At 74.8% G+C, this 26,204-nt stretch carries 25 protein-coding genes; 17 read left to right on the top strand and 8 right to left on the bottom strand.

All coding sequences use genetic code 11. The annotated features are described in order from the left end of the window. The first annotated feature begins 90 nt into the window (after positions 1–90). Positions 91–1,161, top strand: coding sequence for an alkene reductase (locus ACZ7KX_RS35130; RefSeq protein WP_470330043.1), 1,071 nt, complete (start codon positions 91–93; stop codon positions 1,159–1,161). A gap of 116 nt (positions 1,162–1,277) precedes the next feature. Further along, a complete protein-coding gene (locus ACZ7KX_RS35135) occupies positions 1,278–2,183 on the top strand; it encodes an NADP-dependent oxidoreductase (RefSeq protein WP_470330044.1) in 906 nt (301 codons plus the stop codon). A gap of 125 nt (positions 2,184–2,308) precedes the next feature. On the opposite strand, the gene ACZ7KX_RS35140 is transcribed toward ACZ7KX_RS35135, so the two are convergent. Beyond that, complete coding sequence (locus ACZ7KX_RS35140) at positions 2,309–2,899, bottom strand: TetR family transcriptional regulator (RefSeq protein WP_470330045.1); 591 nt, start codon at positions 2,897–2,899, stop codon at positions 2,309–2,311. Between the two features lie 83 nt (positions 2,900–2,982). Here ACZ7KX_RS35140 and ACZ7KX_RS35145 point away from each other — a divergent pair, with 83 nt between their 5' ends. Beyond that, positions 2,983–3,909 (top strand): patatin-like phospholipase family protein, encoded by a 927-nt coding sequence (locus tag ACZ7KX_RS35145; RefSeq protein ID WP_470330046.1) that lies wholly within the window; start codon positions 2,983–2,985, stop codon positions 3,907–3,909. A 32-nt stretch (positions 3,910–3,941) separates the two neighbouring features. On the opposite strand, the gene ACZ7KX_RS35150 is transcribed toward ACZ7KX_RS35145, so the two are convergent. Continuing rightward, complete coding sequence (locus ACZ7KX_RS35150) at positions 3,942–4,877, bottom strand: LysR family transcriptional regulator (RefSeq protein WP_350520688.1); 936 nt, start codon at positions 4,875–4,877, stop codon at positions 3,942–3,944. Between the two features lie 138 nt (positions 4,878–5,015). Here ACZ7KX_RS35150 and ACZ7KX_RS35155 point away from each other — a divergent pair, with 138 nt between their 5' ends. From ACZ7KX_RS35155 to ACZ7KX_RS35175, 5 genes are all read left to right on the top strand, one after another. Further along, entirely contained in the window at positions 5,016–6,317 is a 1,302-nt protein-coding gene (locus ACZ7KX_RS35155) for an MFS transporter (RefSeq protein WP_470330047.1), read from the top strand. Between the two features lie 287 nt (positions 6,318–6,604). Next, positions 6,605–7,567 carry an aminoglycoside phosphotransferase family protein gene (locus tag ACZ7KX_RS35160; protein ID WP_470330048.1) on the top strand — a complete coding sequence of 321 codons (963 nt, stop codon included), beginning with the start codon at positions 6,605–6,607 and terminating at the stop codon, positions 7,565–7,567. A 112-nt stretch (positions 7,568–7,679) separates the two neighbouring features. Then, complete coding sequence (locus tag ACZ7KX_RS35165) at positions 7,680–8,444, top strand: DUF6928 family protein (protein ID WP_470330049.1); 765 nt, start codon at positions 7,680–7,682, stop codon at positions 8,442–8,444. A gap of 122 nt (positions 8,445–8,566) precedes the next feature. After that, positions 8,567–9,223, top strand: coding sequence for a hypothetical protein (locus ACZ7KX_RS35170; RefSeq protein WP_470330050.1), 657 nt, complete (start codon positions 8,567–8,569; stop codon positions 9,221–9,223). A gap of 207 nt (positions 9,224–9,430) precedes the next feature. Next, positions 9,431–10,114, top strand: coding sequence for a hypothetical protein (locus ACZ7KX_RS35175; protein WP_470330051.1), 684 nt, complete (start codon positions 9,431–9,433; stop codon positions 10,112–10,114). 59 nt (positions 10,115–10,173) lie between these two features. Here ACZ7KX_RS35175 and ACZ7KX_RS35180 read toward each other — a convergent pair whose 3' ends face one another. Beyond that, entirely contained in the window at positions 10,174–10,569 is a 396-nt protein-coding gene (locus ACZ7KX_RS35180) for a hypothetical protein (RefSeq protein WP_470330052.1), read from the bottom strand. A 159-nt stretch (positions 10,570–10,728) separates the two neighbouring features. Continuing rightward, positions 10,729–11,646: a hypothetical protein gene (locus ACZ7KX_RS35185; RefSeq protein ID WP_470330053.1), complete on the bottom strand. Its 918-nt coding sequence runs from the start codon at positions 11,644–11,646 to the stop codon at positions 10,729–10,731. Positions 11,647–11,952: 306 nt separating this feature from the next. Between ACZ7KX_RS35185 and ACZ7KX_RS35190 the strand changes: the two genes are divergently transcribed. Then, complete coding sequence (locus tag ACZ7KX_RS35190; protein ID WP_470330054.1) at positions 11,953–12,429, top strand: hypothetical protein; 477 nt, start codon at positions 11,953–11,955, stop codon at positions 12,427–12,429. A 1-nt stretch (position 12,430) separates the two neighbouring features. Here the strand turns inward: ACZ7KX_RS35190 and ACZ7KX_RS35195 are convergent, their stop codons facing one another. After that, a complete protein-coding gene (locus tag ACZ7KX_RS35195) occupies positions 12,431–15,373 on the bottom strand; it encodes a tetratricopeptide repeat protein (protein ID WP_470330055.1) in 2,943 nt (980 codons plus the stop codon). Positions 15,374–15,698: 325 nt separating this feature from the next. On the opposite strand from ACZ7KX_RS35195, the gene ACZ7KX_RS35200 reads away from it, so the two are divergent. Then, a complete protein-coding gene (locus tag ACZ7KX_RS35200) occupies positions 15,699–16,463 on the top strand; it encodes a VOC family protein (protein WP_470330074.1) in 765 nt (254 codons plus the stop codon). A 118-nt stretch (positions 16,464–16,581) separates the two neighbouring features. On the opposite strand, the gene ACZ7KX_RS35205 is transcribed toward ACZ7KX_RS35200, so the two are convergent. After that, the gene (locus ACZ7KX_RS35205) at positions 16,582–17,319 is read right to left on the bottom strand and encodes an SDR family oxidoreductase (protein ID WP_470330056.1); all 738 of its coding nucleotides are present in this window, start codon (positions 17,317–17,319) and stop codon (positions 16,582–16,584) included. A 186-nt stretch (positions 17,320–17,505) separates the two neighbouring features. On the opposite strand from ACZ7KX_RS35205, the gene ACZ7KX_RS35210 reads away from it, so the two are divergent. Continuing rightward, positions 17,506–18,081 (top strand): TetR/AcrR family transcriptional regulator, encoded by a 576-nt coding sequence (locus ACZ7KX_RS35210; RefSeq protein ID WP_470330057.1) that lies wholly within the window; start codon positions 17,506–17,508, stop codon positions 18,079–18,081. Between the two features lie 149 nt (positions 18,082–18,230). Here the strand turns inward: ACZ7KX_RS35210 and ACZ7KX_RS35215 are convergent, their stop codons facing one another. After that, on the bottom strand, positions 18,231–19,577 hold the full coding sequence (locus tag ACZ7KX_RS35215) for a hypothetical protein (RefSeq protein WP_470330058.1): 1,347 nt from the start codon (positions 19,575–19,577) through the stop codon (positions 18,231–18,233). A 472-nt stretch (positions 19,578–20,049) separates the two neighbouring features. Here ACZ7KX_RS35215 and ACZ7KX_RS35220 point away from each other — a divergent pair, with 472 nt between their 5' ends. From ACZ7KX_RS35220 to ACZ7KX_RS35240, 5 genes are read left to right on the top strand one after another with little or no spacing between them, the layout of a single operon-like run. After that, positions 20,050–21,036, top strand: coding sequence for a DUF4129 domain-containing protein (locus tag ACZ7KX_RS35220; RefSeq protein WP_470330059.1), 987 nt, complete (start codon positions 20,050–20,052; stop codon positions 21,034–21,036). Further along, entirely contained in the window at positions 21,033–21,578 is a 546-nt protein-coding gene (locus tag ACZ7KX_RS35225) for a hypothetical protein (protein WP_470330060.1), read from the top strand. Before ACZ7KX_RS35220 ends, ACZ7KX_RS35225 begins: the two co-directional genes overlap by 4 nt. Before the next feature lie 52 nt (positions 21,579–21,630). Then, the gene (locus tag ACZ7KX_RS35230; RefSeq protein ID WP_470330061.1) at positions 21,631–22,704 is read left to right on the top strand and encodes an AAA family ATPase; all 1,074 of its coding nucleotides are present in this window, start codon (positions 21,631–21,633) and stop codon (positions 22,702–22,704) included. Next, positions 22,701–24,125 (top strand): DUF58 domain-containing protein, encoded by a 1,425-nt coding sequence (locus ACZ7KX_RS35235; protein WP_470330062.1) that lies wholly within the window; start codon positions 22,701–22,703, stop codon positions 24,123–24,125. Before ACZ7KX_RS35230 ends, ACZ7KX_RS35235 begins: the two co-directional genes overlap by 4 nt. Next, positions 24,122–24,871, top strand: a complete 750-nt coding sequence (locus tag ACZ7KX_RS35240; protein WP_470330063.1) for a hypothetical protein — start codon at positions 24,122–24,124, stop codon at positions 24,869–24,871. The genes ACZ7KX_RS35235 and ACZ7KX_RS35240 overlap by 4 nt, the downstream gene beginning before the upstream one ends. A 47-nt stretch (positions 24,872–24,918) precedes the next feature. Here the strand turns inward: ACZ7KX_RS35240 and ACZ7KX_RS35245 are convergent, their stop codons facing one another. After that, positions 24,919–25,461, bottom strand: coding sequence for a P-loop nucleotide/nucleoside kinase family protein (locus tag ACZ7KX_RS35245; RefSeq protein ID WP_470330064.1), 543 nt, complete (start codon positions 25,459–25,461; stop codon positions 24,919–24,921). A 310-nt stretch (positions 25,462–25,771) separates the two neighbouring features. Here ACZ7KX_RS35245 and ACZ7KX_RS35250 point away from each other — a divergent pair, with 310 nt between their 5' ends. Continuing rightward, complete coding sequence (locus ACZ7KX_RS35250) at positions 25,772–26,104, top strand: hypothetical protein (protein ID WP_470330065.1); 333 nt, start codon at positions 25,772–25,774, stop codon at positions 26,102–26,104. The last annotated feature ends 100 nt before the right edge of the window (positions 26,105–26,204 follow it).

The raw sequence follows: 26,204 nt of genomic DNA on the forward strand, positions 1-26,204 counted from the left end.
GTGGCTCCCCGGGCACTTACCTGTTCGAGCAGGTATCTGTTACGTTGGATGCATCGAGGCCACCGGCACTCCTCACGTAGGGAAGAGATCATGACCACTGCTTTCGATCCGATCGTTCTGGGCGGCAAGCCCCTGACCAGCCGCATCGCCATGGCGCCGATGACCCGCAGCCGCGCGTACGGGCCGGGCGCGGAGCCGACGGAGCTGATGGCGACGTACTACGCGCAGCGCGCCGGCGCCGGGCTGATCGTCACCGAGGGCATCCAGCCCTCGCCGGTCGGCCAGGGCTACCCCGACACCCCCGGTCTGCACACGGCCGGGCAGGTGGCGGCGTGGCGGACGGTGACCGACGCGGTGCACCGTGAGGGCGGGGTGATCTTCGCCCAGCTGATGCACACCGGCCGGATCGGCCACCCCAGCCTGCTGCCCGACGGCCTGGCGCCGGTGGCGCCGTCGGCGGTGGCCGCCAAGGGGCAGGTGTTCACCCACGAGGGCCCGAAGGACTACGTGACGCCGGAGGAACTGAGCGAGGCGGGGATCCGGCAGACCGTCGCGGACTTCGCCGACGCCGCCGCCCGCGCCGTCGAGGCCGGGTTCGACGGCGTGGAGATCCACGGCGCCAACGGCTACCTGGTCCACCAGTTCCTCGCGCCGAACACCAACCTGCGCACCGACGCCTGGGGCGGCGACACCGAGGGCCGGATCCGATTCGCCGCCGAGGTGGTCACCGCGGTGGCCGAGGCGATCGGCGGCCACCGGGTGGGTCTGCGGATCTCGCCCGGCAACCCGTACAACGACATCGCGGAGGCCGACCCGGCCGAGGTGTACGAGGCGCTGATCGGGCGGCTGACCGGCCTGGACCTGGCCTACCTGCACCTGCTGGAGGGCCCGGACCGCGACCTGACCGCTCGCCTGCGCAAGGCGTGGCCGGGCACCTTCGTCCTGAACCCCTTCACCCACCCCGCCTTCACCGGGCCCGAGGCGCTGGAGCTGGTCGAGGACGGCAGCGCGGACATGATCGCCTACGGGGCGCTGTTCCTGGCCAATCCGGACCTGCCGGCCCGGCTGGCCGCCGGCGGACCGTTCAACACGCCGGATCCGGCCACGTTCTACGGCGGTGACCACCGGGGCTACACCGACTACCCGGCTCTCGGCGCCTGATCGGCGCGCGGCACACCGGCGCGGCCACGGGCGTGGCCGCCGTGGTGACCGCACAGTGGGTCAGGGCGATCCCGTCCGATCCGTCTTCCGAACCCGTCTCCACCTGGGAGTTCCCGATGTCCACTGCCATCACCTTCTCCGAGTACGGCCCGCCCGAGGTGCTGCGCCCGACCGAGGTCACCACGCCGCAGCCCGGTCCGGGCCAGGTCCGGATCAAGGTCAAGGCCGCCTCCGTGAACCCGCTCGACCTGAAGATCCGCTCCGGCACGATGGCCAAGGTCGCCCCCGCCGACTTCCCGGTGACACCGGGCGTGGACGCGGCCGGTGTCGTCGACGCCGTCGGCGACGGAGCCGGTGCGGCCGTCGGCGACGAGGTGCTCGGTGCCACCGCCGGTGGCAGCTACAGCGAGTACGCCCTGCTGGAACACCCGGTGGCCAAGCCCGCGGAGCTGTCGTGGGAGGTGGCCGCCTCGCTGGTCACGGTCGGCCGGACCGCACATCGGGTCCTCGACCAGCTCGGCGTCGAGGCGGGCCGGACCCTGCTCATCCACGGCGCCGCCGGAAGCGTCGGCTACATCGCGGTGCAGCTGGCGGTCGCCCGCGGCATCACCGTCATCGGTACGGTCGGGGAGAAGGACGTCGAGCGCATCACCGGGCTGGGCGCCACCGCCGTCCGCTACGGCGACGGCTGGGCGGAGCGGGTGAAGGCCGCCGCCCCGGGCGGAGTCGACTTCGTCTTCGACGCCGCCGGCGCCGGCGTGCTCGCCGACTCCGTCGCCCTGACCGGCGATGCGGACAAGGTCATCACCATCGCCGACATGTCCGCCCAGCAGCACGGCGTGCGCTTCAGCGCGGGCACCGGCGGCCAGGGTGGGGAGTCACTGCCGGAGCTGGTGCAGCTGGCCGCCGCCGGAATGCTCACCGTGCCGATCTGGCGCACCTACCCCCTGGCGGAGGCCGCCCAGGCGCATGCCGACCTGGAGGCCCACCGCAACCGGGGCAAGGCCGTCCTCCTGCCCTGATCCCCTGTGCTGCGGCCGCCTCGCCGCCTCGTGTCGCCGGAGCGTTGCCGCCTTGCGCCGCCGGACCGCGCGAGGCGGACGGCCGGGGCCGTAGCCGGCCCCGCACTCCAGGCGGCTGCGGAGAGTCACGTGCCTGCTGGTCCTGACTGTCGGAGGGCGGGGCCGAGGAGGTCGCAGAAGCGGTCCAGGGCGCGGTCGGTGCGGTGGCGGTCGCCGGTGGTCGTGAGGTCGAACAGGAGGCCGCGGATGACGGCCATGACCAGCGTCGGGGTGACGGTGTCGTTCGGGCCGGCCGTGACGTCGTGGAACACGGCGCCCAGGGTGTCGAACCAGTCCGTGATCGCCTCGGCCTGGTGCGGGTAGTTCTCGGGATGGACCAGGCCGTCGGCGTGCACCTCGAAGAACAGCCGGACGAACGGGGCGCGTTCCGGTGCGCTGATCCAGGCCCAGATGCCGCGCAGGTGCTCCTCCGGGGAGGCGGCCTGCGCCGGGGGGAGCCCGGCCAGCCGCATCGCGCCGCGGCGGCGGGCCTCGGCGAGGACGGCGGACACCAGCTCCTGCTTGCTGCCGAAGTCGTAGAGCAGCATCCGCGGGCTGGTGTCGAGGGCGGCGGCCAGGGGCCGCAGGCTCAACCCGGCGAGGCCGTGCGCCAGCACGTAGTCGGTCGCCCGGGCCAGTGTGGCCTCCCGTCGAGCGGGGTCCGGAGGTCGCCCCACGGTGGACCGTCCTTTCGTCCTTGCTGATCTGAGCCTGCGTCAGTATATGGTACGACTGTTTCAAGAACGGGGAGGAGACAGTCATGCACGCACACGACCGGGCCGTCGCACTCGGCGCCGGAGGTCTCGTCGGCACCGCCTGGACGGCCGGGCTCGCCCGCGGCCTGCGCCACGGCGGGGTGGATCTCGGCGAGGCCGATCTCATCGTCGGCACCTCGGCCGGCGCGATCACCGCCGCACTGCTGGCCACCGGTCAGGACCCGGGCCGCCTGGCCACGCCGGTGCGGCCGGCCGGTTCCGGCAGCACGCCGCCGCGGGTGGACGGGCGCCGGCTGGGCGAGGTGTTCGCCGTGCTCGGTCAGGCCGCCGCGGACCCGGACGGGGCGCGGCGCCGGGTCGGCCGGATCGCGCTCGACGCCGAGACCGGCCCCGAGCAGGCCCATGTCGCCCGGATGGGCGCCATGGTCGGCACGGACGACTGGCCGGACCGGCCGCTGCTCATCCCCGTGGTGGACGCCGAGACCGGCGAGCCGGCCGTCCTCGACCGTACGAGCGGCGCGCCGCTGTCCGTCGCAGTGGCGGCGAGCACGGCCTTCCCGGCCATCTATCCGCCGATCACCGTCGACGGCCACCGGTACATGGACGGCTCCCTGCGGTCGGCGACCAACGCCGCACTCGCGGCCGGAGCGCGCACGCTCGTCGTGATCGACCCGCAGGCGCACCTGTTTCCGCGTGAGCTGCTCCACCGGGAGCTGGCCGTGGCCGCGGCGCACACCGTGGTGACCGTCGAGCCGGATCCGGCTTCGATCGGTGTGTTCGGCCCGGACCTGAACGACCGGACGGCCTGGGAGCCGGCCTACCGGTCGGGTCTTCGCCAGGCCACCGAGGTGGCGGAGCGGCTCCGTTCCGTGTGGCGGACCGGCACCGGTGCAGGCAACGGGGCCGGTGCAGGCGATGGGGCCGGTGCCGGCACTGGGGCCGGGCTCGGGAGCGGACGCGGTACGGACTGAGCACCGCCCGGTCCCGGCCGGCCCGGCTGCGTTCAGCGCGGCAGCACCCAGTCCGGCGCCCAGGTGTCGGGGGCGTCGTGGCCGGGGGTCGTGGCGGCGAGGTGGGTGCGGAGGGTGGCCAGGGCCGGGTGGGGGTTGTCGCGGTGCCACAGGAGTGAGTGCGGGTAGACGGGCGTCGGGTCGGTCACCGGGATGCGGCGCAGGCCGTGGCCGGCGGGCCAGACGAGGCGGGTGTGCTCGCTCATGAAGGTGGCCAGGGCCGGGGTGTCGGCGATGGTGTCGAGGAGCGCGTCGGAGCCGAAGTTGGGGCCGGTCGCCTCGATGGTGAGACCGAACTCGGCGACCAGGTCGTCGTAGTAGGCGCCCCACTCGCTGCCGGGGAGGATGCCCGGCATCCAGATCCGGTGGCCGACCAGCTCGGCGAGGGTCACCGACCTCGCGCCCGCCAGCGCGTGGCCGGGGCCGGTGAGGAGCTGGAGCGGCTCGTCGAGCACCCGGACGGACGTGATGTCCTCGGGCAGGGGCCGGCCGGGCGCGGCGACGGCGCGGAAGGACGCGTCGACGGTGCCGGAGCGGATGGCGGCGATCGCCGTCTCGATCTCCAGCAGCATCACCACGTCGAGGTCGATCTGCGGGTGCGCGCGGTGGAAGCCGCGCATCAGGCCCGACGCCGCGCCGCGCGAGGCGATCACGTCGACCCGCAACGGGCGGTGCCCCACGCGCACGGACGCGACCGCGCGCTCCGCGACGCGCAGCAGTTCGCGCGCGTGGGGCAGGAACGCCTGCCCGTCGATGGTCAGCTCGGCCCCGCGCGGGGTGCGGGTGAACAGCCGCACCCCGAGGTCGCGCTCCAGCGCGGCGACGCGCTTGGAGACGGCCTGCTGGGTGACGGAGAGGTCGACCGCGGCCTTCTGGAACTGGCCGGCGTCCGCGATGGCGGCGAAGGTGCGCACTGCTTCGAGGTCCACGCCGACCACCCTAGTGAACAACCCGCGGTTGTGCAGCGATGGCGCGGAGGTTGTTTGACCCGCGGTTGTGCCGCCCGATTAGCTCTCCTCGATCAACCCCGGTTTGTGTGATCGAGACGGCGAGGAGGCGCATCGAGCATGAGGGGCAGGAAACGGCTGGGCCGCCGGTTCGGCTGGCTGTGGGCGGCGTACGCGGTGAGCGCGTACGGGTCCGGGCTGGGGTTCGGGGCACTGCCGATGATCGCCGTGCTGGTGTTGCACGCCGGTCCGGCCGAGGTGTCCGCGCTGTCCGCGGTCGGGCCCGCGGTGGGAGCGCTGGTCGCGGTGCCGCTCGCGCCGTGGGTGGAGTTCCGGCGCAAACGCCCGGTCATGATCGCGACGGACCTGACCCGGTTCGCGGCCATGGCGAGCATCCCCGCGGCCTACGCCCTCGGGTGGCTCGGCTTCGTCCAGCTGCTCGTGGTCTCGATCGTGATCGCCGCCGCCAAGATCGCGTTCGGCGCGGCGAGCGGCGCCTACCTCAAGGCCCTCGTCCGGCCGGAGGACCTGCTCGTGGCCAACGCCCGGTTCGAGTCCACGAACTGGAGCTCCATCGCGGTCGGGCCACCGCTGGGCGGCGCGGCGATCGGGGCGTTCGGGCCGGTCACCACCGTGGTGGCCGACGCGCTCAGCTACCTGCTGTCCGCGCTCGGCATCACCGCGATCGGTGGCCGGGAGGAGGCCCCGCGGCCGCCCGGCAGCGGCACTGGTAGCGACACCGGAAGCGGCACCGGCACTGCTACCGGCACCGGCCCGGTCCGGGCGGGCGGGGTGCTGGACGGCTGGCGGCACATCCTGGGCGACCCCGGTCTGCGCGCGCTCTACCTCAACAACGTGCTCGTCTCCGGCCTGATCATGGCCACCGAGCCGGTGCTCGCCGTCCTCCTGCTGCGCCGACTCGACTTCGCCCCCTGGCAGTACGGCCTCGCCTTCGCCGCCCCCTGCCTCGGCGGACTCGTCGGCTCCCGGCTGGCCCCCCGCGTCGTGGCCCGCTACGGACGGCACCGGGTGTTCCGGACCGTCGGCACCCTGCGCGCCGTCTGGCTGATCGGCCTGGCCTTCGTCCGCCCCGGCGTCGTCGGCCTCGTCACCGTGATCGCCGTCGAGCTGGCGATCATCGTCAACATGAGCCTCTACACCCCGGTGCTCGCCGCCTACCGGCTCGAACACACCCCCAAGCACCTCGTCGCCCGCACCCTGGCGGCCTGGTCGATCGGCCAGCAGGCGGCCATCGCCGTCCTCACCGCGCTCGGCGGACTGCTCGCCGGCGCCACCGGCCCGCGCACCACCCTCGCCGTCGCGGGGCTGGCCATCCTGGCCACCCCGTTGCTGCTGCCCAGCCGCGACCAGGTGGCGCAGCCGGATCCGGTGCCGTCGGTGCCGGCCGACACCCCGGCCTGACTCCCGCGCCGCAGCAAGCGCCACTGCCACCACCGCCGTCGTAACTGCCGCCGCCATTGCCGTAACCGCCACCGCCGCCGTAACCCAGGAGGACACCCGCGTGAGCACCGACCCCGCCCTCGACCCCGCCCACACCGTCCTGCTCCGCGCCGGCTGACCCGAACCGCGCTCGGCGCCCACAGCGCGCCCACAGCGCGCCCATCCCGCGCTCACCCGCACCCACACCGTCCGGCCACGGCCGCCGAAGCACGCACCGGTGAGCCCCTTCGCCGCTACGGTTGTCACCCATGGCCCACACCGCGCACACCGCGACCGAGATGACCGCGGAGCTCGTCCGGGAGCTGCTCCGCGACCAGCATCCCGACCTGGCCGACCGCCCCATCAGGCTCGGCGCACGCGGCTGGGACAACCAGTTGTGGCGGCTCGGCGACGACCTCGCCGTCCGCCTGCCCTGGGCGACGGATTCCGCGGACGGACTGCTGCGCAAGGAACACGCGTGGCTGCCCTCCCTCGCCCCGCAGCTGCCCCTGCCGGTCCCCGTCCCGCAGCGCCTCGGGGAGCCCTCCGAGCGGTTCCCGCGGCCCTGGATCGTCACCACGTGGGTCCCCGGCGCGCCCGGCGACCGCGCCCCCGCCACGCGGGCCACCCACGCGGCCGACCGCCTGGCCGGGTTCCTGACCGCCCTTCACCGGCCCGCCCCCGACGGGGCGCCCGTCGGCCGCGACCGCGGGGGGCCGCTGACCGAGCACGCGGAGGGGTTCGCCAGGATGCTCGCCTCGGCCACCGAAATGGGGCTGATCCCCGACCCGGACGCCGTCCGCGCCGTCTGGGCGGACGCCGTCGCCGCGCCCGGCTGGGCGGGCCCGGCGCTGTGGCTCCACGCCGACCTCCACCCGGCGAACGTCCTCACCGCGGACGGCACCCTCTGCGGTGTGATCGACTTCGGCGACCTGTGCGCAGGCGATCCGGCCTACGACCTCGCCGCCGCCTGGATCCTCCTGCCGGACGGTGCCGTCGACCGCTTCCACGACACCTACCGCTTCCACGACACCCACCGCCCCCGTGCCGCCGACCGGTCGGCTCCGGACGCCGCGACCCTGCGCCGCGCCCGCGGATGCGCGGTGCTGCGCGCCCTCGCCGGGATCCTCATCGGAGAGGCCGGGGTCCGCGGTCGCCCCGGTGGCAAGCCCACCTGGGGCCCACCCGCCCACACCGCCCTGCGACGCCTCATCGCGACGGCCGGGCACTGACGAAGCCTGCCGGGGGCGCCCCGCCCCACCCACAGCCGAGCGCCCGGCGCTCTGTCGGTGCCGGCGAGTAGCTTGCGAGCGCAACGTGGGCATTCGTCGTGAGGGAGGAACCGTGGGGGCCAAGACCGGGCTGCTCGTGTACGCCGACGGGGAGGCGCCGGGCCTGCTGAAGCGGGTCGGTGCGCCGGACCGCGAGCGGACGGCCGCGATGATGCGGCGCCTGTACCCGGGCTGGTCGATCGACGCGGCCGCCCCGTCGAACCTCGGGCGCGGGGTCCATCCCCCGAACGGCCTTGCCCACGCGGGGAGTTGGCCGGGGGTGGAGCTGGTCTGCGACCAACGCTTCATGATCGACTTCCCGTCCCGCCTCCCGGACGGACTGGTGGCGGCGAGCGCGGGCCGGCGGATGGTCCTGCACGCCATGCACAGCGTCGTCGACCGGCTGGCCTTCGGCGTGTGGGAGGACGGGCGCCTCGTCCGCGCGCTGAGCCTGTCCCCGGACAGCGGGATCATCGAGGACGTCGGCGAGCCGCTCCCCTTCGAGGCGCCCTACTGGGCGGGGGAGCGCCCCGCCGACATCGTCCCGTGGCCGGACGAGGAAGAGGGCGAGGAGCCGTACCCGCTGCCCTTCCACCCGCTGGACATGGGCGAGGACGCGCTGCGCGCGCTCTGCGGCTTCGTCGTCGAGGGCTGCCCGGAGCCGGGCGACCTGGCCGCGGAGACCGTCGCCCTGCACGGCTACCTCGTCCGGGACCCCGACGCCCCCGGCCCCGCCGAGCGGGACGCCGCCCTCAGAGCGGCCATCGCAGCCGTGCCCCCGCCGCGCGTCCACCGACTGGGCCCGGACGGCACGTTGATCAGAGAGGATCCCGTGTAGTCCCCGCCCCGCCCGCCCGCCCCGCCCGCCCCGCCCGGCTCGCCGTACTCGGCGCGGGGATCCGGGCTCAGGGCCCCACGCCGTGCGGGCCGGCGTCGTCTCTGCCTGCAAGGATGCTCGGCGTGCTGATCCCCGGATACGAGAACGACCCCCTGACGGCGGGCGAGGACCTGTTGGCCCTGCCCGGCTTCTGGGCCGCCCACCTGCTGTGGCTCTCCGAAGGCGAGGAGCCCGATCCGACACCGGAGCTCTTCGGCGTCGACGGCGCCGACGCCGACGCCGCGTACGGGCGACTCACCGACCCGGCGGCCTGGCCCGTCATCCGACTGCCGCTGCAGCACGGCCACAGCATCGTCATCGTCCACCGCAACTTCACGGACGACGACGGGATCGACTACCGCCTCACCCACCCCGACTGGGACCGCACCGCCCCGCTCGCCGGCATCGAGGGCCACTACTCCGGCCCCGGCCTCGCCTGGCGCGAGCTCGTCCACATCGCCCGGAACCCCGGCGGCGCGCCGGGGATCACCGAGCCGCACGCCCGCCTGCTGCTCCTCCTGCCCGTCCTCGGCGACGCCGACCTGCCGGCCGACGCCGCCGGGACCGTCGCCGACGCCCTGACCGCCGTCGGCACGCCGTCCGAAGCCGTCGGCGCGCTGGCCGAGGCCCTGCTCGACCATCCCTTCTGGGACGGCGCCACCTGGCACCACGAAGACGACCGCTCCCCCCCTCAGCGGAGCCCGCGTCACCCAGCCGAGCCGGGTCCTCCGCTGCAGTGACCATCACAGCCCGCGCACCACCCGCGTCGGCCTCCCGGCCGACCAGGACACCCGCCTCGCCGAGGCCCTCGGCACTGCCGGCTGACGACGGGCAACGGGGCGCCTCCCGGAACCGGCGCCCGGCTGCCACTGGACGCGCGGTCCGCGGAAGGCGGACGCGGTGGCCGTCCGCGCAATCGTGTCGGTGGGCTGCGGTTGAATCGGCGCATGACCGTATACGACGTGACCAGCCGGCTTCCGGAGATCTCAACCGTTCGGGACCGGGCGCAGGCCATGGCCGTGCTGGACGTGATCATGTGCGACGAGCCGTCGCTGCGCTACTACGCGTTCGACCCGGCCTGGTCCGGGTCGGAGATGCTGGCGTCGATGCACGACGGCTCGGGGAACGACTACTCGGTGGTGTTCTCGGCGGCCGGCGCGTTCGCCCGCGGCTTCGACCACGAGTCGCCGATGACGCCCTGGGCCGAGGACCCGCTCCGGCTGTGGCCCGGGCTGGTGGATTCGGTGCCCGAGGCGTTCCAGCCGCTCCTGACCGAGCCGTCCTTCTGCGAGTCCGACGGCACCCTGAGGGCGACGGTGTGCTTCTGGCGGGAGGCCTCGGATGCCGAGTGGCGGAGCGGGGCCGTGGACCTCCCGGAGGTGAACGACGGCGACGTGGACGGCGCGAGCTGGATCTTCGACGTGCTGGTGGCCGGGACGGCCGCGGCCTATCGGGAGTTCGCCGAGGAGTACTACGAGAAGACGCCCGACCTGACGGCGATCCAGCACGTCCTCGATCACCGGCCGCTCACCGAAGCCGTCGTCGCCCTGCTGAATCCCGATCGCCACCTCGCCGACCTCCACGACGAGGTTGCCCACACCGGGTACGGCCGCGAGCTGACCGTCGGCTGAGCCCGGTGCGTGCCGGGGGTACGGGGCCGCTCTCGCGGCCCCGTCCGGCCGTCGCTGGTTCAGGGCGCCGGGGGTTCGGCCGGGAGGGGGGCGTCCTCCGGGCCGTCCGTGCCGGCGCCGTCCGCAGCGGCGCTGTCCGTGCCGACAGCGTCCGTGCCGGCGCGGTCCGCGACGGGGGCGGGCCGGGTGCCTTCCTCGGCTTTGCGGCAGCTGCTGCAGGTGGCCCAGGGGAGGCGGGGGTGCGGTTCGCCGAGGTCGGTGGACCGGTGCGGGGCGAGGGTCATGTCGGAGGTGTCCAGGCCGCACAGCGTGAGCGGGTCGCAGACGCCCGAGGCCGCTGCCCGGGCGGTGTGCGCGCGGCGTACGGGGTTCTCGGGGTCGGCCGGTGTGTGGTCGGCACCGAGCAGCCGGACGTTGGTCGGGGTGTCGGCTTCGAGCACGATGATGGTGTCCATCCCCTCAACCTCGCCGCAGGGCCGGTGGGCTGCACGCGCACGGTGGCATCCGGATCAGTCGGACGGGCCCGGTGCCGCGCGTCCCGCCCGTCGGAGCGCCTGCTCGGTGCCCCGGCGGTACACCCGCGGCACACCGGCGAAGCCGCGGCCGGCGAGGCCTCACCCGGGCTGGGCCAGTCCGCCGAGGCCCAGTGCGGTCGTACGGGCCGCACGGAGGGCCGCCCGGGCACGGGCCACTCCGGCGAGGGTGGTCGCCCCGCTGCCGCCGACGGCGGGCGTGGGTGCGCCGAGCCCGGCGCAGGGGCGGCAGATGCCGGGCTGCGGCACCGGGTCGTGGCACTTGGCGCACTCGGCGTACCGGGCCGCTGCCGGGCCTGCGGGGGCTCGTTCGGGCGGCATCTTGTTTTCCAGGCGGTAGCGGATCACCGCTGCCGCCGAGTGCAGGGGGACGGGGAGCCCGGGCAGGAGGGCCTGGGCGAGTTCGCTGTGGGTGGCGCCGCGCTCCAGCCACCGGGCGACCAGCGGGGCGAGCTTCCGGGCTTCGGCCTCGCCGAGGCGGAGGCGGGGCTCGGGCCGGATCGCCCGGAAGAGTGCTGCGACCGCCTCCCGCGTTCGTTCGTCCGGTGGCGGGGGAGGGGCCTCGGGGGCCCGGTGTTCGACCTCCGGCCCGTCGCGTTCCGCGACGGCCGGGAGGGAGGGTTCTTTGTCTCGGTTCTTTGGTAGGGCGTCAGCGCCACCAGTGGTCGCTCCACCGGGTGCCGGAGGGGTGGTAGCCGGTGCCGGGAGCTGAGGGGTGTCGTAGACGTGGTTCTCGGTGCGGAGCGTGCCGTCCGGCAGGCGGACCGTCTCGACCCGGTAGTAGCCGGCCGCGATCAGCTCCTTCAGGGCCTTGCGGACGGCGCCGCGCCCCTGGGGGCTGGCGTCGGCCATCTGCCGACCGTCCTCCCGCCAGCCGTCGGGGCGGGACAGGAGGTCCGCGAGCAGACCGCGGGCAGTGTAGGAGAGCCGTCGGTACTGCAGGACGTTGTTGGGAAGTACGGTGAAGTCACGTACGGGCGCGCTACGATGAATACGCATCGGGAGTTCGTTGGCTTCCTTGTGCCGGACCCCGGGGTGTTGGTAGCGCCGCCGGGGTCAACCTGTTGTCCGTTGGTCCGCGAAACGTAACACGATACGCCGGATCGAGATCCAATCGGTCGTCAAGAGACATCGGTAGAACGCGAGTTGGCGATGAGCGGTCCGTTGCCGACCGGGAAGTGACAGTTGCGGCGACTGTTGTGATCGCCGCACCCCGCCGTGCGTAGCATCCGGAATCGGGTGGCCGGTGTTCCCGGGGCACCCGGGGTGGCACGTACGCCCGTTGACACAGGGGGAGGGGATCTCATGGATCCAGCCACGCTCGCGGCCGTCGCGGGCTCGTCACTCGTCGGGGCGATGGCCACGGACGCCTGGGAGCACGCGCGGGACGCGATGGTCGCCGTGTGGCGCAGGTTCCGGCCGGACGGCGCCGAGGCGGTCGGTGCGGAGCTGGCCGAGCTCCGGCAGGAGGCGCTGGAGGCCCGCGAACAGGACGACGAGGAGCTGCGGGGCACGCTCGCCGCGGAGTGGCAGGGGCGGCTGGCCACGTTGCTCCGGCGGCAGCCCGAACTCGCGGGGGAGCTCCGGAGGGTGCTGGACGAGGTGCTGGTCCCGGCGCTGCCGCAGGAGACGGCGACCCGGGTGTACCAGCAGACGGTCACCGCCCGCGACAGCGGGCGCGCTTTCGGGGTCCAGGGCGGGAACCTGGTTTACCACGAGGGCAGGGAACAGGGCGGGGACGCAGGAGTGGCCGAGGGCGGAGGGCCGGCCGGAGCGGCGTAGGTCACCGCGGCCGGGGCGAGCGCTCGGCGAGCTCCGCGCGGAGCGCGTCACGGTTGTACGTGAAGCGCCTCAGGTCGGTCGTGAACGCCTCGGGGTTCGCGGCAGCCAGGGCCTGCTGGATGCGCACCGCCTCCTCGGTCGCGTCCAGCCCCTTGCGGAGGAAGCCGAGCTGCGCCCACCGGATGCCCAGGTTCGCGAGCGCCCGGGCCAGGGCCGGCTCGTACGCCGCCGGGTGCTCGCCGACCAGGACGAGGTAGATCTCCACGGCCTTCCGCGAGGTGTCGAGGGCGGCCTCCGGCCGGTTCACCGCGGCCAGCCGGTTGCCCAGGTTGTTCAACGCGATGGCGAAGCTGTCCCGGTCGACGGCGCGGCCGGTCGCGGCCCGGCGGTCGAGGATCAGCACGGCCTCCTCGGTGGCGGTCAGGGCCTCCTCCGGCCGGTCGGCAGCGGCGAGCCGGTTGCCGAGGTTGGACAGGGCGGCGGCGAGGAACTCCTCGTGCAACGCCGGGTTGGCCGCGACCAGTTCGCGCCACTGGCGGACGGCCTCCTCGGCGGTCGTCAGTGCCTCGTCGTCGAGGCCGGCCGCCCGCTGGTAGACGCCGAGTGCGGTCAGCGCGCGGGCGAGCGCGGGCCGGAAGGCGTCGGGGTTCACCCTGGCCAGCCGGCGCCGGATGCCCACGGCCGTGGCGGCGACCCCGAGCGCCTCCGCGCCGCGCCCCATGCCCCACAGGTGGTTGGCCACGGTGACCAGCGACGTCGCGAACTCGGGGTCGAAGCGGTCCGGGCTGTCGGCGGCGAGGCCCCGGTAGACCGCGAGCGCGGTCCGGCCGGCCTCGACGGCGTCGGCCCGGTGCCCCGACTCGAACAGCGCGATCCCGGCGTTGACCAGCGCACGGGCGTAGGCGGGCCGGTAACCGTCGGGGTCCGCGTCGGACAGTTCGCGGCACAGGTCCACCGCCTGCCGGGCCGCCTCCAGGGCCTCGTCGAGGCGTCCCGTCGCCAGCCGGTGGTGGACCAGGTTGCTCAGCGGGCGGGACAGGTCGGCCTGCGGAGCACCGGGACGGCGGGCCTCGGGGTGCTCGGCCGCATGACGGCGGGCCAGGAGGACGGCCTCCTCGGTGTCCTCCAGCGCCTCGGCGGCCTGCCCCAGCACCGACCGGCACACGCCGAGGTTGGCCAACGCATTGGACAGGTCGGGCAGGTACTGCGCGGGATCCTCCTCGGCCGGGCCGCGCAGGCACGCGACCGCCTGCACGCTGTTCTCCAGCGCCTGGCGGTGGAGACCGGCGTGCGACTGGCGCGTGGCCAGACGGGTGTGGAGGAGCGCCCGGTCGTTCGGGTCCCGGGTGCGGCGCAGCAGGTGCTCGGTCAGGCGGCCGATCACGGCCGCGATGCCGGGGTCGAGGTCGGTGTGCCGGTCGGGCGGCAGGTGCGGCTCGACGGCTTCGAGGACGGGGACGACGTGGGGCAGCCCGGCGAGTACGGTCAGCGCGGCGCTCCCGGCGTCGACCGCCAGACGCGGATCCGCCAGCAGCAGCGGGTAGAGGTGCTGCGGGCCGAGGTGCTCCCAGTGCTGGGCGGCCGACAGCAGGAAGGTGACCGCGCGGGGCGTCCAGGGCGCGGGGGCGCGCTCGGGGCCGTGCCGGGTGAGCAGGGACGAGGTGTCGGGCACCGCCCACGGCTGCGGCGGGTAGGCGAGGCGGTGTCCCGGCACGGTCAGGGCGAGGAAGTCCTCGGCGAGGCGGTCGGGGTAGAGGGGCTCCAGGACCTGGCCGGGGGTCGGTTCGGTCGGTGTGGTCGAGGTGTCGGCTGCGGCCGGCGGGTAGCAGGACGCGTGGTCCTTCAGGACGTCCGGGGGGTCCGGCAACCGGAGCCGGTCGAGGACCGCCGTACCGGCCTCGCGGGAGAGGGTGCCGGTGAGGACGGCGGCGTACACGGCCCGGTTCATGACCTCGGGCGGCGTGCGGAATCCGTTCCCGTCCTGCCCGGCGTTGACGCCGTCGCCGTACAGCCGCGCCCAGTGCAGCCGCTCGCGGTCCAGGAGGTACATGGTCAGGCCGGACCGGTCCGCCGGCGGGGCGGATCCGGTCGCACGGGCGTCGACGGCGACCAGGGCGGCCATGTGGACGGCCAGGGTCAGGCCGAACTCCGTGCCGTGCAACGCCAGGGGCGGCCGGACCGCGGCTGCGTCGGGCAGGCGGTAGACGGCCGCGAAGGCGTCCCGCGCGGCGGTGAACATCGCGCCGCGGCCCGCGCCGTCCGCGGGCAGGGCCGGGAGGGGCTGGACGGACACACCGGCCTGGTAGGTGTCCAGGATGCCGCGCAGCTGGGGCAGTTCGTCCATGGTGCGCCCCAGCATCAGCACCCGGGTGGGCACGCTGCTCTGGTGCAGCAGGGCGTTCTTCAGCAGCCAGGTCAGGTTGGTGGTGAGCCACCGGTCCGCGTAGTCGACGATCAACAGCACCCCGGTCGCCCCGGCGGGGCGCAGGTCCTGGCTGCCGGGCGGGATCGGGTCGGCGTCGGGGCCGTGGAAGGCGACGACGACCTTCCAGCCCGCCTCGGCGGACTCGTCGGCGAACCGGGCCGCCAGGCGGCTCTTGCCCTGGCCGCCCGGGCCGTACAGCCAGCGCACCCCCAACCGCGCGCCGTCGCCGTCGCGCCACTCCCGCAGCCGGGCGAGCTCGTCGTGGCGGCCGGTGAAGGGCACCACGGCGCGGCGGGCGTTGAGCATCCGGCTCGGGAGTTCGCGCAGCCACCCCGGGTCGGTGTCCATCGTGCGCTGCCAGGCGGCGAGCAGGTACAGCGGGAGCCCGTCGGCGCCGTGCACGTGGATGTCGGCGCCGATCGTGCCGTAGGCGAAGCCGCTGACGGCGATGACGTTCTGGACGTAGAGCGGCTGCGAGTCGCCGTCGGCGCCGCCTTCGGTGCGGTCGACGGCGCTCATGCGGCGCCCGCCCCGGCCGCTGCCGTGTCGGTCGTGCCGGTGACGCCGATCGGGGTGACCGGCGGCCCTGCCTCACGATGTGCCACCCCGGAGTCCCTTCTCCTGCTGCGCAGCACCTCCGCCACGGTGCGCGACGGGACGTGACAGAACCCCAGCGCTCCGGCACCGGCCCCTGGAAGCGCTCTGCCCTCGGCCCCCGGACGGGAAACGGGGCCCGGCCGCACCGGGCCGTCCCCCGAACCGCCGGTCGTACCGGACATCTGACGAACTGTCGGATATGGTCCTCCTGCCCCGAACCCGACACCGAGAGGCTCGTGCGTTGAAGGTGACCAAGATCGTCCCCGGTTCCCCGTGCTGGGCGCAGCTGAGCGCCCGCGACCTCCCCGCCGCTCAGACGTTCTACGGCGAACTGTTCGGCTGGAGCGCCGAGACCGACCCCGACCCGCAGTACGGCGGCTACACCACCTTCTCCCACGGCGGCGCGCCCGCCGCGGCCGTGGCGCCGCTGATGAACCCGCAGCAGCCGGTGATGTGGCTGGTGTCCTTCGCGACCGAGGACGTCGACGGCACCTGCGGGACCGCCAAGGGCTCGGGAGCCCAGGTGTGGATGGGGCCGATGGAGATCGGCGACCTCGGCCGCTGGGCGCTGCTCAGCGACCCGACCGGCGCGCCGTTCGCCGTCTGGCAGGCCCGGAAGTTCGCCGGGTTCGGCGTGGTGAACGAGCCGAACGCCTTCGGCTGGGTCGACCTGTCGACCCGGGACAGGAACGCCGCGGTGGAGTTCTACAAGACCACCTTCGGCTGGCAGGTCTGGCCGGACGACGTCTACCCGATGGTCGGCCTGGCCGGTGAGATGTTCGGCGGCGTGATGGCGATGGACGCCTCCATCCCGGCGGAGGTTCCGTCCCACTGGGCCCCGTACTTCCAGGTCGCGGACGTGGACTCCGCCGCGGCGACCGCGACGCGCCTGGGGGCCGAGGTCCTGCACGGGCCCGTCGACGTGGAGATGGAGAACGGCCCCCGGATCGCCGTGGTCCGCGACCCGCAGGGCGCCACGTTCGGCGTCTTCGCACCCCGCACCACCGGCTGACCCGCCCGCCGGGCAGCGCCCCGCCCACCGCGGAAGGTCCCGTCCGCACGACGGCCGGGACCTTCCGCGTGTCCCGTCCAGGGCGGGGAGGGGCGGGGAGGGAGCGCCGCCCCCGGTGTCAGTCCTGTGCCGTGGGGCGGACGACGATCTCGCTGACGTCGACGCCCTCGGGCTGGTCGATGGCATGGGCGATGGCGGCGGCGATGGCGGACGGCGGGATGGCGATCTCGTCGCGCCGGCGGAGGAGGGCGGCGGCGACGTCGGGAGCGGCGCCCTTGCCGATGCCCTCGGTGTCGGTGAAGCCGGGGGAGACGAGGGTGACGCGCAGGTCGGGCCCGGACTCCTGGCGCAGGCCCTCGGTGAGCACCTTGACCGCCGTCTTGGTCGCCGCGTAGACGCCCTGGGGGGACTTCACCGTGTAGGCCGCGGTGGAGCCGATGTTGACGAACTGGCCGGAGCGCTGCGCCCGGAAGACGGGCAGGGCGGCCGCGATCCCGTTGAGCAGGCCGGTGATGTGGGTGGCGACCATGGCGTCCCAGTCGTCCTGGCGCAGCTCGTCGAACGGGGACACCGCCATGGTGCCGGCGTTGGAGACCAGGACGTCGAGCCGGCCGAACCGGTCGAGCGCCGTGTCCGTCAGGCGCCGCAAGTCCTCGCGGCGGGTCACGTCGACGACGGCGCCGACGGCACTGCCGCCCTGCGCGGTGATCTGCGCGACCACCGCGTCCAGCCGGTCCTCGCGTCGTGCCCCGAGGACGAGCCGGGCGCCCCTCCCGGCGAGGTGGAGGGCGGTCGCCGCCCCGATGCCGCTACTGGCGCCAGTGATCGCCACGACCTTGCCTTCGATTCCCGGCATGGGCAGCCTTTCCGGAGTTGTGCGGGCGGGCCGGCCCGAGGGTGGCCCGAGGGTGGGCCGAGGTTGGTCCGCGATGAAAATGGGGGGTTCCCCACTTGATCCCACGTTAAGTGGGGAACCATCCGCTTGGCAATCGGCGGACAGGACCGGAAGGATCGACCGGCAGACAGGAAGGAACGACGACACGTGACCGACGGCAGCTCGCACCGCCCGCTGCGCGCCGACGCGCAGCGCAACCGGGACAAGATCCTCGCCGCCGCCGTGCGCGTCTACACCGAGGACGGGCTCGACGCCCGCATGGAACACATCGCGAAGGCGGCGGGCGTCGGCAGCGCGACCCTCTACCGCAACTTCCCCACCCGTGAGGCCCTGATCGAGGCGGTCTACCGCAACGAGCTGGCCCAGTTGTGCGACGCCGTCCCCGGCCTGCTCGCAGCCGAGCCGCCGTACGAAGCGCTGCGCGCCTGGACCCGGCTCTTCCTCGACTACGTCGCCGCCAAGGCCGGAATGGCCGACGCACTGCGCGCCCTCGCCGCAGCCGGCAGCATCTCGCACGGCCACAGCCGGGACATGATCCGACGGGCCCTCGCCGCCCTGATGGACGCCTGCACGGCCGTCGGCGCGATCCGCACCGACATCGGCCCCGCCGACCTCGCGGCCGCCCTCGAAGGCATCGCCCTCACCTCGGCCGGGCCCGACCTGCGGGCACGCGCCGAACGCCTGCTGGACCTCACCCTGGACGGGCTGACGGTCCGTTCGTGAGCCGGCGGCGCGGAGGGGCGGCGGCGGGGACGGCCGCCGACCGGGGCGGCGACCGGTAGGGACGGCCACCGAAACGCACGGCCATCGGGACGGACGGACCCGCGCCCTCCCCGGTGGGTGACCGGGGAGGGCGCGGGTCGCGAGGTGGTTCAGGACCGGCGGCGCAGGCGGCCGACGAGGACGAGCGCGCCGGCCCCGAGGGTGGCGAGCGCCGCGGCGGCCACGGCCGGGACGGTGCTGGACTCGGCACCGGTGGCGGCGAGTTCGCCCACGGCGGGGGCGGCGGGGGCCGCGGGGGCGGCACCCGCGGCGGGCTCGGCAGCCACGACGGGGGCGACGGGTGCGGGCGCCGTGTCGGTCGCGGGCTTGGTGTCCGTGGCCTGCTTCACGTCCGTGCCCTGCTTGGTGCCGGTGCCCCGCTCGGCACCGGTGCCCGAGGTGCCGCCGGTCTTGCCGGGGGTCTTGCCCGGGGCGGTGGTGGGAGCGCTGCTGGGGGGCGTGGTGGGGGCCGGGGTCGCGGTCGGGGCGACGACGTCGACGGTGCTGCCCTGGTTGCACATGGTGGTCCCCAGGAAGGGGGTGCTCCCCTCGTTGACGAAGACGCACGGGTTGATCTGGGTCGCGCCCAGCGGGGTGGTCCCGTCGTAGGACACGCGCACCCGGGTCACCGTGGTCTTCCCGGCGCCGATGGAGGAGTTGCGGCCCTGCAGGTAGACGCCGGCCGTGTCGTCGGAGTCGCTGGCGTACTTCTTCAGCGTGGTCCACGTGCCGTCCGCCTTGCGGACCTGGACGGTGGCGTGGCTGTTGGTGAAGAGCACGTTGCCGAGGTTGACGTAGGCGGACGGGGTGGGGTTGGACAGCACCGCGTCGAACTCGATCGGCGCGCCGCCGGCGACCGCCGTGGTGGGCACGGGGGCCAGGGAGCTGACGACGGACTCGACCGAGATCATCCTGACCAGCTCGCCCAGGTTCTCCCAGGTGCCCGGAACGGTCAGGCGGGAGCTCAGGGTGATGGAGCGGAAGCCGCCGTTGCTCGCACCGTCGTGCGGCAGGCCCATCGGGGCGCCGATGCGCATGTCCAGCTTCACGGTCTTGCCGGCCGCGACCGTGATGCCGTTGATCAGGCCGTGGTACGTGGCCTCGCTGTCGCCGCGGTAGAACTCCAACGGGACCGACGTCCACTTGCCGTTCGCCGGGTCCTTGTAGTCGATCGTGATCGCGTGCGGCGGGGTGCCCGCCTCGGTCGTGGTCTGCAGGACGAGCGAGAAGGCGGTGGTCTCGGTGCCCGTGTTGGTCACGGTCTCGGTGAACGCGACCGGCTGACCGGCGAAGCCGACCTCCTGGGGCGTCCGGACGGTCAGCGTCCCCTGGTGCACGCCGTCGGCGAAGGCGGCCTGCGCCGGGAGTGCGAGCGAGCCGCCCAGTGCGAGGACACCGAGCGCGGCGGCGACGGTGACGGCGCGGCGGGAACGGCGGATACGGGTGGTGCTGGACATGGTTCCCCCTGGAACAATCTTGTCATGGACATGCCGAACAGAGGGTTCGGCGGTACCGAAGGCGATGGGATGTGGGTGTGCGTGTACCTGTGCGTACGTGAGTGAGCGGTCGAGCGGCCTCGTGGACCCGACGGGTCACGGAGGCCGGCTCCCGGACGGTGGCCCCCCCTGTGAGTCGCCCCGTTCCGTTCCCCTCACTGATACAGACGTGCGGCCACCGCGGGGGTTGCAGACGGGTTCGAAGAAATTTTCCGACCGCCTTCCGCCCCGGTCGGGCGCGTGCCGGCGGGGCGCGGGACACCGGGGACACCGGGGACGCACGGGGTGCCTGCGACGGCAGGTGACACCGTGACGGCCGGTGTGCGACGCTGCACCTCGCGCGCCGTTCGTGCGCGCGGGGGACCGGGGGGTTCGCATGAGCGGTGGATCGCCGACGCGTACGCGCGGACGGCACGGCCGACGGGCGGCGTCAGTGCTGGTCGTCGTCGGGCTGCTGACGGCTGCCGCGACCCTGCGGCCCGGGAGCGGGTTACTGGGCACCGCGACGAGCGGGCCGGTGACGGGCCTCGGCTACGTGGTGCTGCTCGGGCTCGGCTGGGCCGTCCTGGTGGGCAGGTTCGCGGTGCGCTTCCGCGAGGAGGTCCGCCACCTCGACGGGCCGACACCCCGGGCCGACCGCCTGCGGGAGACGGCCATGCTCCTGCTGCCCCTGGCCGCCGTCGCCGTGCCGGTCCTGCTGCTGGTCCTGCACAGCCGGTCCGGAGGGGACGCGCTGCCCGACCTCTCGCTGCCCTCGCCCGACTCCACCCCCGAGGCCGTCCCGTCGGCCCCGCCGGTGCCGGTCTCGCCGGAGTCCGGCGAGGGGCTCGGGATGCTGCTCGTGGCCGTGATCGCCCTGGCGGCGGCAGCCGTCCTCACCGTCGGCGCGTTTGCCGTGGTCCGGCTGCGCAGGTCGAGGCGCCGTAGCGGGGAACTGCCCGAGGTGCTGCCCGCTGCGCCCGCGAGCCCCGAGGGCGCACTCGTCGAGGCGGTCGCCTCGGGCCGCAGGGCCCTGGAGGGAGCGGACGCCCGGGCGGCGGTGATCGCCTGCTACGCGGCCATGGAGGGTTCGCTGGCCGCCTCCGGACTGCCCCGGCAGGACTGGGAGAGCCCTACGGAGCTGCTGGTGCGCGCGTTGTCCGACGAGCGGGTCGACGCCGCCGGGGCACGGGAGTTGACGACGCTGTTCCGCGAGGCCAGATTTTCGACCCACCCGATGGACGACAGCCAGGTGCACCGGGCCCGTACGGCTTTGGACGCCATCGCCGCCCGGCTCGCGGACGCCCAGCCCGCGGACGCCGGGGCCGCGGCGGACGAGGGCACACCGGCCGTCGCGCACACAGCAGAGGCACACCCTGCAGCGGGTCACGCTACAGGCGCTCACCCAACCGGAGCTGACACAACAGGGGAGCAGCGGTGAGCAGTTCAGCACCCCGACGCGACGGGCCCGTGGACGGGACGGACCGCGAACTGGCCCGGCCGGGCTCGGTGCGGCACAGCCTGATCGAGCTGGCCCTGCCCGCCGTCCTCGCCGAGATCCTGTTCGCCCTGGTCGGCGGCTGGCCCGGGGCGGGGGCCGGTGCGGTCCTGCTGACCGCCGTCGGCCTGCTCGTCGCCCGCCGGGTCGCCGGGGCGGCGACCGAGACCGAGACCTTCTTCCGGCGCCGTCGGCCGCAGGAGATGGAGGCGTACGAGCCCGGCCTCGGTGACTGGCGCTGGACGGTCCGCCAGGGCCTCGACCCCCAGGGGGACACCGCGCCGCTGCGTTTCCGGCTCCAACGGCTGTACACGGTACGGCTCGCGGAGGCGCACGGCGTGGACCTGTCGGCCGACCGCGCCCGGGCCGCCGAACTCCTCGGGCCCCGGCTGTGGCCGTGGATCGACCCGTTGACGCCGGCCCCGGCCGAAGCCTTCCCGGCGGCGGTCCTGCGCGAGCTGGTCGACCGGCTCGACTCGCTGTGACGGCCGCCCCTCCATCACCTCCCACCGACCGAATCGTTTCTGCAGGAGCGTCATGCCCGACCTTTCCGCCCGTCCCGCCGGTCCCGCCAGTCCTGCCGGTCCGGTGAGTCCCGCCGGTCCCGCACCGCAGGGAACCGTCCCGGCGACTCCTCCGCCGCTCACCCCGCAACAGGCCGGCGAGCGCGCCCGCGCGGTCATCGCGGAGATCGAACGGGCCGTGGTCGGCAAGCCCGAGGCGCTGCGCCTGGTCATGCTCGGCGCCCTCGCCGGCGGGCACGTCCTGATCGAGGACCTGCCCGGGCTCGGGAAGACCCTGCTGGCCCGATCCTTCGCCACCACCCTCGGCCTCGACTTCCGCCGGATCCAGTTCACCCCCGACCTGCTGCCCTCGGACGTCACCGGCGCCCCCTTCTACGAGCGCAACACCGGCGAGATGGTGTTCCGGCCCGGCCCGCTGTTCACCCAGCTGCTGCTGGCCGACGAGATCAACCGGACCCCGCCCAAGACCCAGGCCGCCCTGCTGGAGGCGATGGCCGAGGGCCAGGTCTCCGTCGACGGCGCCACCCGCCGGCTGCCCGACCCCTTCCTGGTCATCGCCACCGCCAACCCGATCGAGTACGAGGGCACCTACGCCCTGCCCGAGGCCCAGCTCGACCGCTTCCTGCTGCGCGTCCGCATGGGGTACCTCCCCACCGCCACCGAGGCGGCGATGCTGCGCGCCAGGATCGACCGGGCGGCCCCCGAGCCGGTCCTGGAGACCGTGGCCGGCCCGGCGGAACTCCTGGCCATGCGGGCGGCGGTGGAACTGGTCGAGGTCGACGACGACCTGGTCGCGTACGTCATGGCCCTCGTCGACGCCACCCGCAACGACCAGCAGATCCAGGTGGGCGCCTCGCCCCGCGGCGGCCTGGCGCTGGTCCAACTGGCCCGCGCCCACGCCATGGTGGAAGGGCGGGACTACCTGACCCCCGAGGACGTCAAGGCACTCGCCGGCCCGGCCCTGGCCCACCGCGTCACGCTCAAGCCGGAACTGTGGGTGCGCCAGATCGAGGCGGACGACGTGATGGCGCGGCTGGTCGCCTCCGTCCCCGCACCGCAGACGCTGCCCCACGCGGGGACACGGTGAACGCCGCGTCGGACGGCAGCGGGACCCCGGGCCCCGGCCGGGCCCCGGCCGCAAGCCTGCCGACGGCCACCGACGGCACCGGCGGCACGGACCGGCTCGCCCGCCGCGTCCGCGCGCTGGCCGTCGCCCGCAGCGTCCGCGCCACCGCCGCCGGGCTGCCCGACGCCCCGCCGGCACCGTACTGGCGGCCCGGTGAGCAGACCCTGCGCCTGCTCACCGTGGCCACCGTCGCGGCCCTCGCCGCCCTGGTCACCGGCCACGCCTGGCTCCTGGCCCCGGCCGCGTTCGCGGCCGTCCTGCTCGCCCTGGCGGCCCCCGGCCGCAGCCGCCCCACCCGGCTGTCCGCCGAGAGCACCGTCCGCCCGCAGCGCTGCTTCGAGGGCGAGGCCGTCGCCGTGCACGTCACCGTGCAGCACGACGGCCGGATCGGCCCGCCGGAGCCCGTCGTGACGCTCGGCCCCGGCGTCACCCTGGACGCGCTGACCGTCACCCCGACCGGCGTCGACCTCGTCCTGCACGCCGCCAGCTGGGGCCGCCGGCACCTGGGCGTCGTCGACCTCGACGTCCCCGACGCCCGCGGCCTGACCCGTCGCACCGTCCGCACCGACCTCGGCACCGTCGACGTCTTCCCCGTCCCCGACGCCGCCCGCCTCACCCCGATCCCGGTGCGCCTGCCCGAACGGATCGGCGAGCACACCACCGCGCACGAGGGCACCGGCATCGAGGTCGTCGGCGTCCGCCCGCACGTGCCCGGGGAACGGCAGCGCCGGATCCACTGGCCGTCCACGACCCGCCGCGACGCCGTCCAGATCAACCAGTTCGCCGCCGAACGCGCAGCCGACGCGGTCGTCCTGCTCGACACGCTCGCCGACTACATCGACGCCACCACCGGACTGCGCAGCCTGGACGAGACCCTGCGCGCCGCCACCGGCCTGACCCGCGCCTACCTGCGCCGCCACGACCGGATCGGCCTCGTCGCGGTCGGCGGACGCCTGCGCCTGCTCACCTCCTCCACCGGGGACCGGCAGTTCTACCGCATCGTGGAGAGCGTGCTGGAGGTCCGTCAGGACCGCCCCCCGCGCGGCCCCCTGCCGACCCTGCCGCTCGCGGCCCTGCCCGGCCACGCCCTCGTCTACGCCTTCACCCCGCTCGCCGACCAGCGCATCCTCGACGTGCTCGGCCGGGTACGCGAACGGGGCAACCCGCTCGTCGTGGTGGAGATCCCGGTCGGGGAACCGGCGGCCCGCCCCGACGACGAGACCGACGCCCTCGCGCTGCGCCTGTGGCGCGCGGAACGCGAGGCGATGCGCGCCACCCTGCGCGGCCGGGGCATCCCGGTGGTCCGCCACGCACCCGGCGAGAGCCTGGACCTGGCCCTCGGGCCCCTGCTGCGGCGCCGGATCGTGGGAGCCGCCCGATGACCGGACCGACCCGCCCGACCGACGCGCCCGACGCCACCCGCGCGCCCCGAACGACCCGCGCGCCCCGAACGACCCGCGCCACGAAGCCGGGGTCCCCGCCACGCACGCTCGCCGAACCGGCCCGCCGCCCCCGTACGGGCGCTGCGGCACCGGCCCACCGCACCGGCTGGGCGCCGCGCCTGGAACGCGCCGCCCTGCGCGCCACCGGAACCGCCCTCGCGCTCGCCGCCGCGGGCACCGGAGACGGCACGCTCACCGACCGGCTGGGGCCGGTCAGCCTGCTGCCGGTCGCCGTCGGCGCCCTGTGGGCCGCCGTGCCCGCACCGGCCGGCCCGGACGCGTCGGGCGCCCCGCCGGCCTGGCTCGCGCGCCTGTCCGCGACCCGCCCCACCCTCCTCGCCGCCGCCTCCGTCCTGCTCGCCGCGCTCGGCGAACCGTCGTGGGGCCGGGCGCTCGCCGTGACCGTCCTGCTCGCCGCCCACCTGCTGCTGCTCGACGCGTTCGGCCCCCGGCACCCGAGCATCCGCCCCGCCTCCGCGGCCGCCGCCCTCACCGCCTCGTTGCTGGTCCTGCCACCCGCGTTCGCCCCCGCCACGGTGGGTGAGTGGTCCCGGCCGCTGGCCGCGCTGGGCCTGGCCACGGCCGCCGTCGGGGTGGGCCTGGCCCTGCGCCCGGAGCAGTCGCAGCCCCTGGCGGACCACCCGTTGCCCGCCGCCCGCCGTCGCCCGGGCGGGCGACGGCACTGAGCGCCGGCGGTCACCGCGCCCTCGTCACGCACCTGTCGGCGGCAGCGTCAACGCGCGGCCGAGAGGACGGCCGCGAGCGCCGGGACATCGACCGGACGGGTGGTGTCCACGCGGTGGACGACTCCCAGCCCGAGCGGTTCGGCGCCCCGGGACCACAGGTCCCAGTCCCCGCCGAACCCGCCCGGGCGCTCGGGATGGACGCCGTGCCGCTCGGCCGTGCGCGCGGCGAAGCGACGACGCGCCACGTCCGGCGGTACGTCGCACCACACTTCGAGGACCGTGGAGACACCCGCGCGCCGGAGCCCCGCCGCCACCACCGGCCGGGTGTGAGCCAACCACGGACTCTCCAGGACGGCCCGGCCACCGGCGTCGGCCAGCAGGGTCCACAGCGTCTCGCCGGCGGCCGCGCCGAGCGTCCGACTCCACTCCCGGTCCGTGCACCCCGCAGGGCGCAGAACGCCGAGCGTGTCCGCCAGGGTCTCCTTCACCGAGTCCTTGCTGAAGAGCGGAAGCCGCAGCTCAGCCGCCAGAGCGCGCGCGAGCGTCGTCTTGCCCGCCCCGGGCAGACCGTTGACCAGCACCGTCACCATCGGGGGAGCGTAACGCCGAGCGCCCGCCCCGTGCCGTCTCCGGGCGCCACAACGGCTCGGGTTGATGGGGCGCCAGGAATGCCGACTGCTCCTCGGGGTACGGGGCTTCCGATCTCCGGGGTACCCGCGCCACGATGGCTGCACCACCGAGGAGGCCGGAGGGAATCGCCATGCAGTGTCCGAACTGTGGGTCGCTGATGCAGGATCAGGGTAGACAGCTTGCCTGCGGGCAGTGCGGCGCCGTCATCGGCCGTGCGGTGCCGTCGTCCGCGCGAGCAGTCCCCGTCGTCCCGTCCATCGTGAGGTAGGTATGAACACTCCCCGTTGCGGCAAGTGCCGGCAGCCCGTCAGCCACGGCCCGCAGGGCGGTTACGTCTGCGGATCGTGCTGGTACGTGGTCCCGCCGCCGGCGAACGCCGCACTGCGGGAGGTCACCACGCGGGAGGTGAGCGTGTCCGGGATGCACTGCGCGCAGTGCGGGGCGGAGATCACCTACGGCCCGGAGGGGGGCTACGTCTGCGGCAACTGCAACTTCGTCGTCGAGCCCCCCGGTGCGGCGCAGACGCGCAAGGACGCCGCGAAGGACCGGGCCAACCGGCAGCGGCGCGCGGCGGAGGACCGGGCGATGCAACGCCGTTACTGACATCGGCTCTTCAAGGTGATTGGCCTGTTTGTGTAGCTGACTGACCATCATTTGCGCGCTATCCCGTTGGTATGCGCTATGCGGATGGGGGTGGGCTGAC

The organism is Kitasatospora sp. NPDC038210 (assembly GCF_055600605.1).

What these genes read in the sequence shown, in the direction of transcription:
- ACZ7KX_RS35130 (WP_470330043.1), top strand. Translation starts at nt 91, where the DNA reads ATGACCACTGCTTTCGATCCGATCGTTCTGGGCGGCAAGCCCCTGACC.
- ACZ7KX_RS35135 (WP_470330044.1), top strand. Translation starts at nt 1,278, where the DNA reads ATGTCCACTGCCATCACCTTCTCCGAGTACGGCCCGCCCGAGGTGCTG.
- ACZ7KX_RS35145 (WP_470330046.1), top strand. Translation starts at nt 2,983, where the DNA reads ATGCACGCACACGACCGGGCCGTCGCACTCGGCGCCGGAGGTCTCGTC.
- ACZ7KX_RS35155 (WP_470330047.1), top strand. Translation starts at nt 5,016, where the DNA reads ATGAGGGGCAGGAAACGGCTGGGCCGCCGGTTCGGCTGGCTGTGGGCG.
- ACZ7KX_RS35160 (WP_470330048.1), top strand. Translation starts at nt 6,605, where the DNA reads ATGGCCCACACCGCGCACACCGCGACCGAGATGACCGCGGAGCTCGTC.
- ACZ7KX_RS35175 (WP_470330051.1), top strand. Translation starts at nt 9,431, where the DNA reads ATGACCGTATACGACGTGACCAGCCGGCTTCCGGAGATCTCAACCGTT.
- ACZ7KX_RS35180 (WP_470330052.1), bottom strand. Translation starts at nt 10,569, where the DNA reads ATGGACACCATCATCGTGCTCGAAGCCGACACCCCGACCAACGTCCGG.
- ACZ7KX_RS35185 (WP_470330053.1), bottom strand. Translation starts at nt 11,646, where the DNA reads ATGCGTATTCATCGTAGCGCGCCCGTACGTGACTTCACCGTACTTCCC.
- ACZ7KX_RS35190 (WP_470330054.1), top strand. Translation starts at nt 11,953, where the DNA reads ATGGATCCAGCCACGCTCGCGGCCGTCGCGGGCTCGTCACTCGTCGGG.
- ACZ7KX_RS35195 (WP_470330055.1), bottom strand. Translation starts at nt 15,373, where the DNA reads ATGAGCGCCGTCGACCGCACCGAAGGCGGCGCCGACGGCGACTCGCAG.
- ACZ7KX_RS35205 (WP_470330056.1), bottom strand. Translation starts at nt 17,319, where the DNA reads ATGCCGGGAATCGAAGGCAAGGTCGTGGCGATCACTGGCGCCAGTAGC.
- ACZ7KX_RS35215 (WP_470330058.1), bottom strand. Translation starts at nt 19,577, where the DNA reads ATGTCCAGCACCACCCGTATCCGCCGTTCCCGCCGCGCCGTCACCGTC.
- ACZ7KX_RS35230 (WP_470330061.1), top strand. Translation starts at nt 21,631, where the DNA reads ATGCCCGACCTTTCCGCCCGTCCCGCCGGTCCCGCCAGTCCTGCCGGT.
- ACZ7KX_RS35240 (WP_470330063.1), top strand. Translation starts at nt 24,122, where the DNA reads ATGACCGGACCGACCCGCCCGACCGACGCGCCCGACGCCACCCGCGCG.
- ACZ7KX_RS35245 (WP_470330064.1), bottom strand. Translation starts at nt 25,461, where the DNA reads ATGGTGACGGTGCTGGTCAACGGTCTGCCCGGGGCGGGCAAGACGACG.
- ACZ7KX_RS35250 (WP_470330065.1), top strand. Translation starts at nt 25,772, where the DNA reads ATGAACACTCCCCGTTGCGGCAAGTGCCGGCAGCCCGTCAGCCACGGC.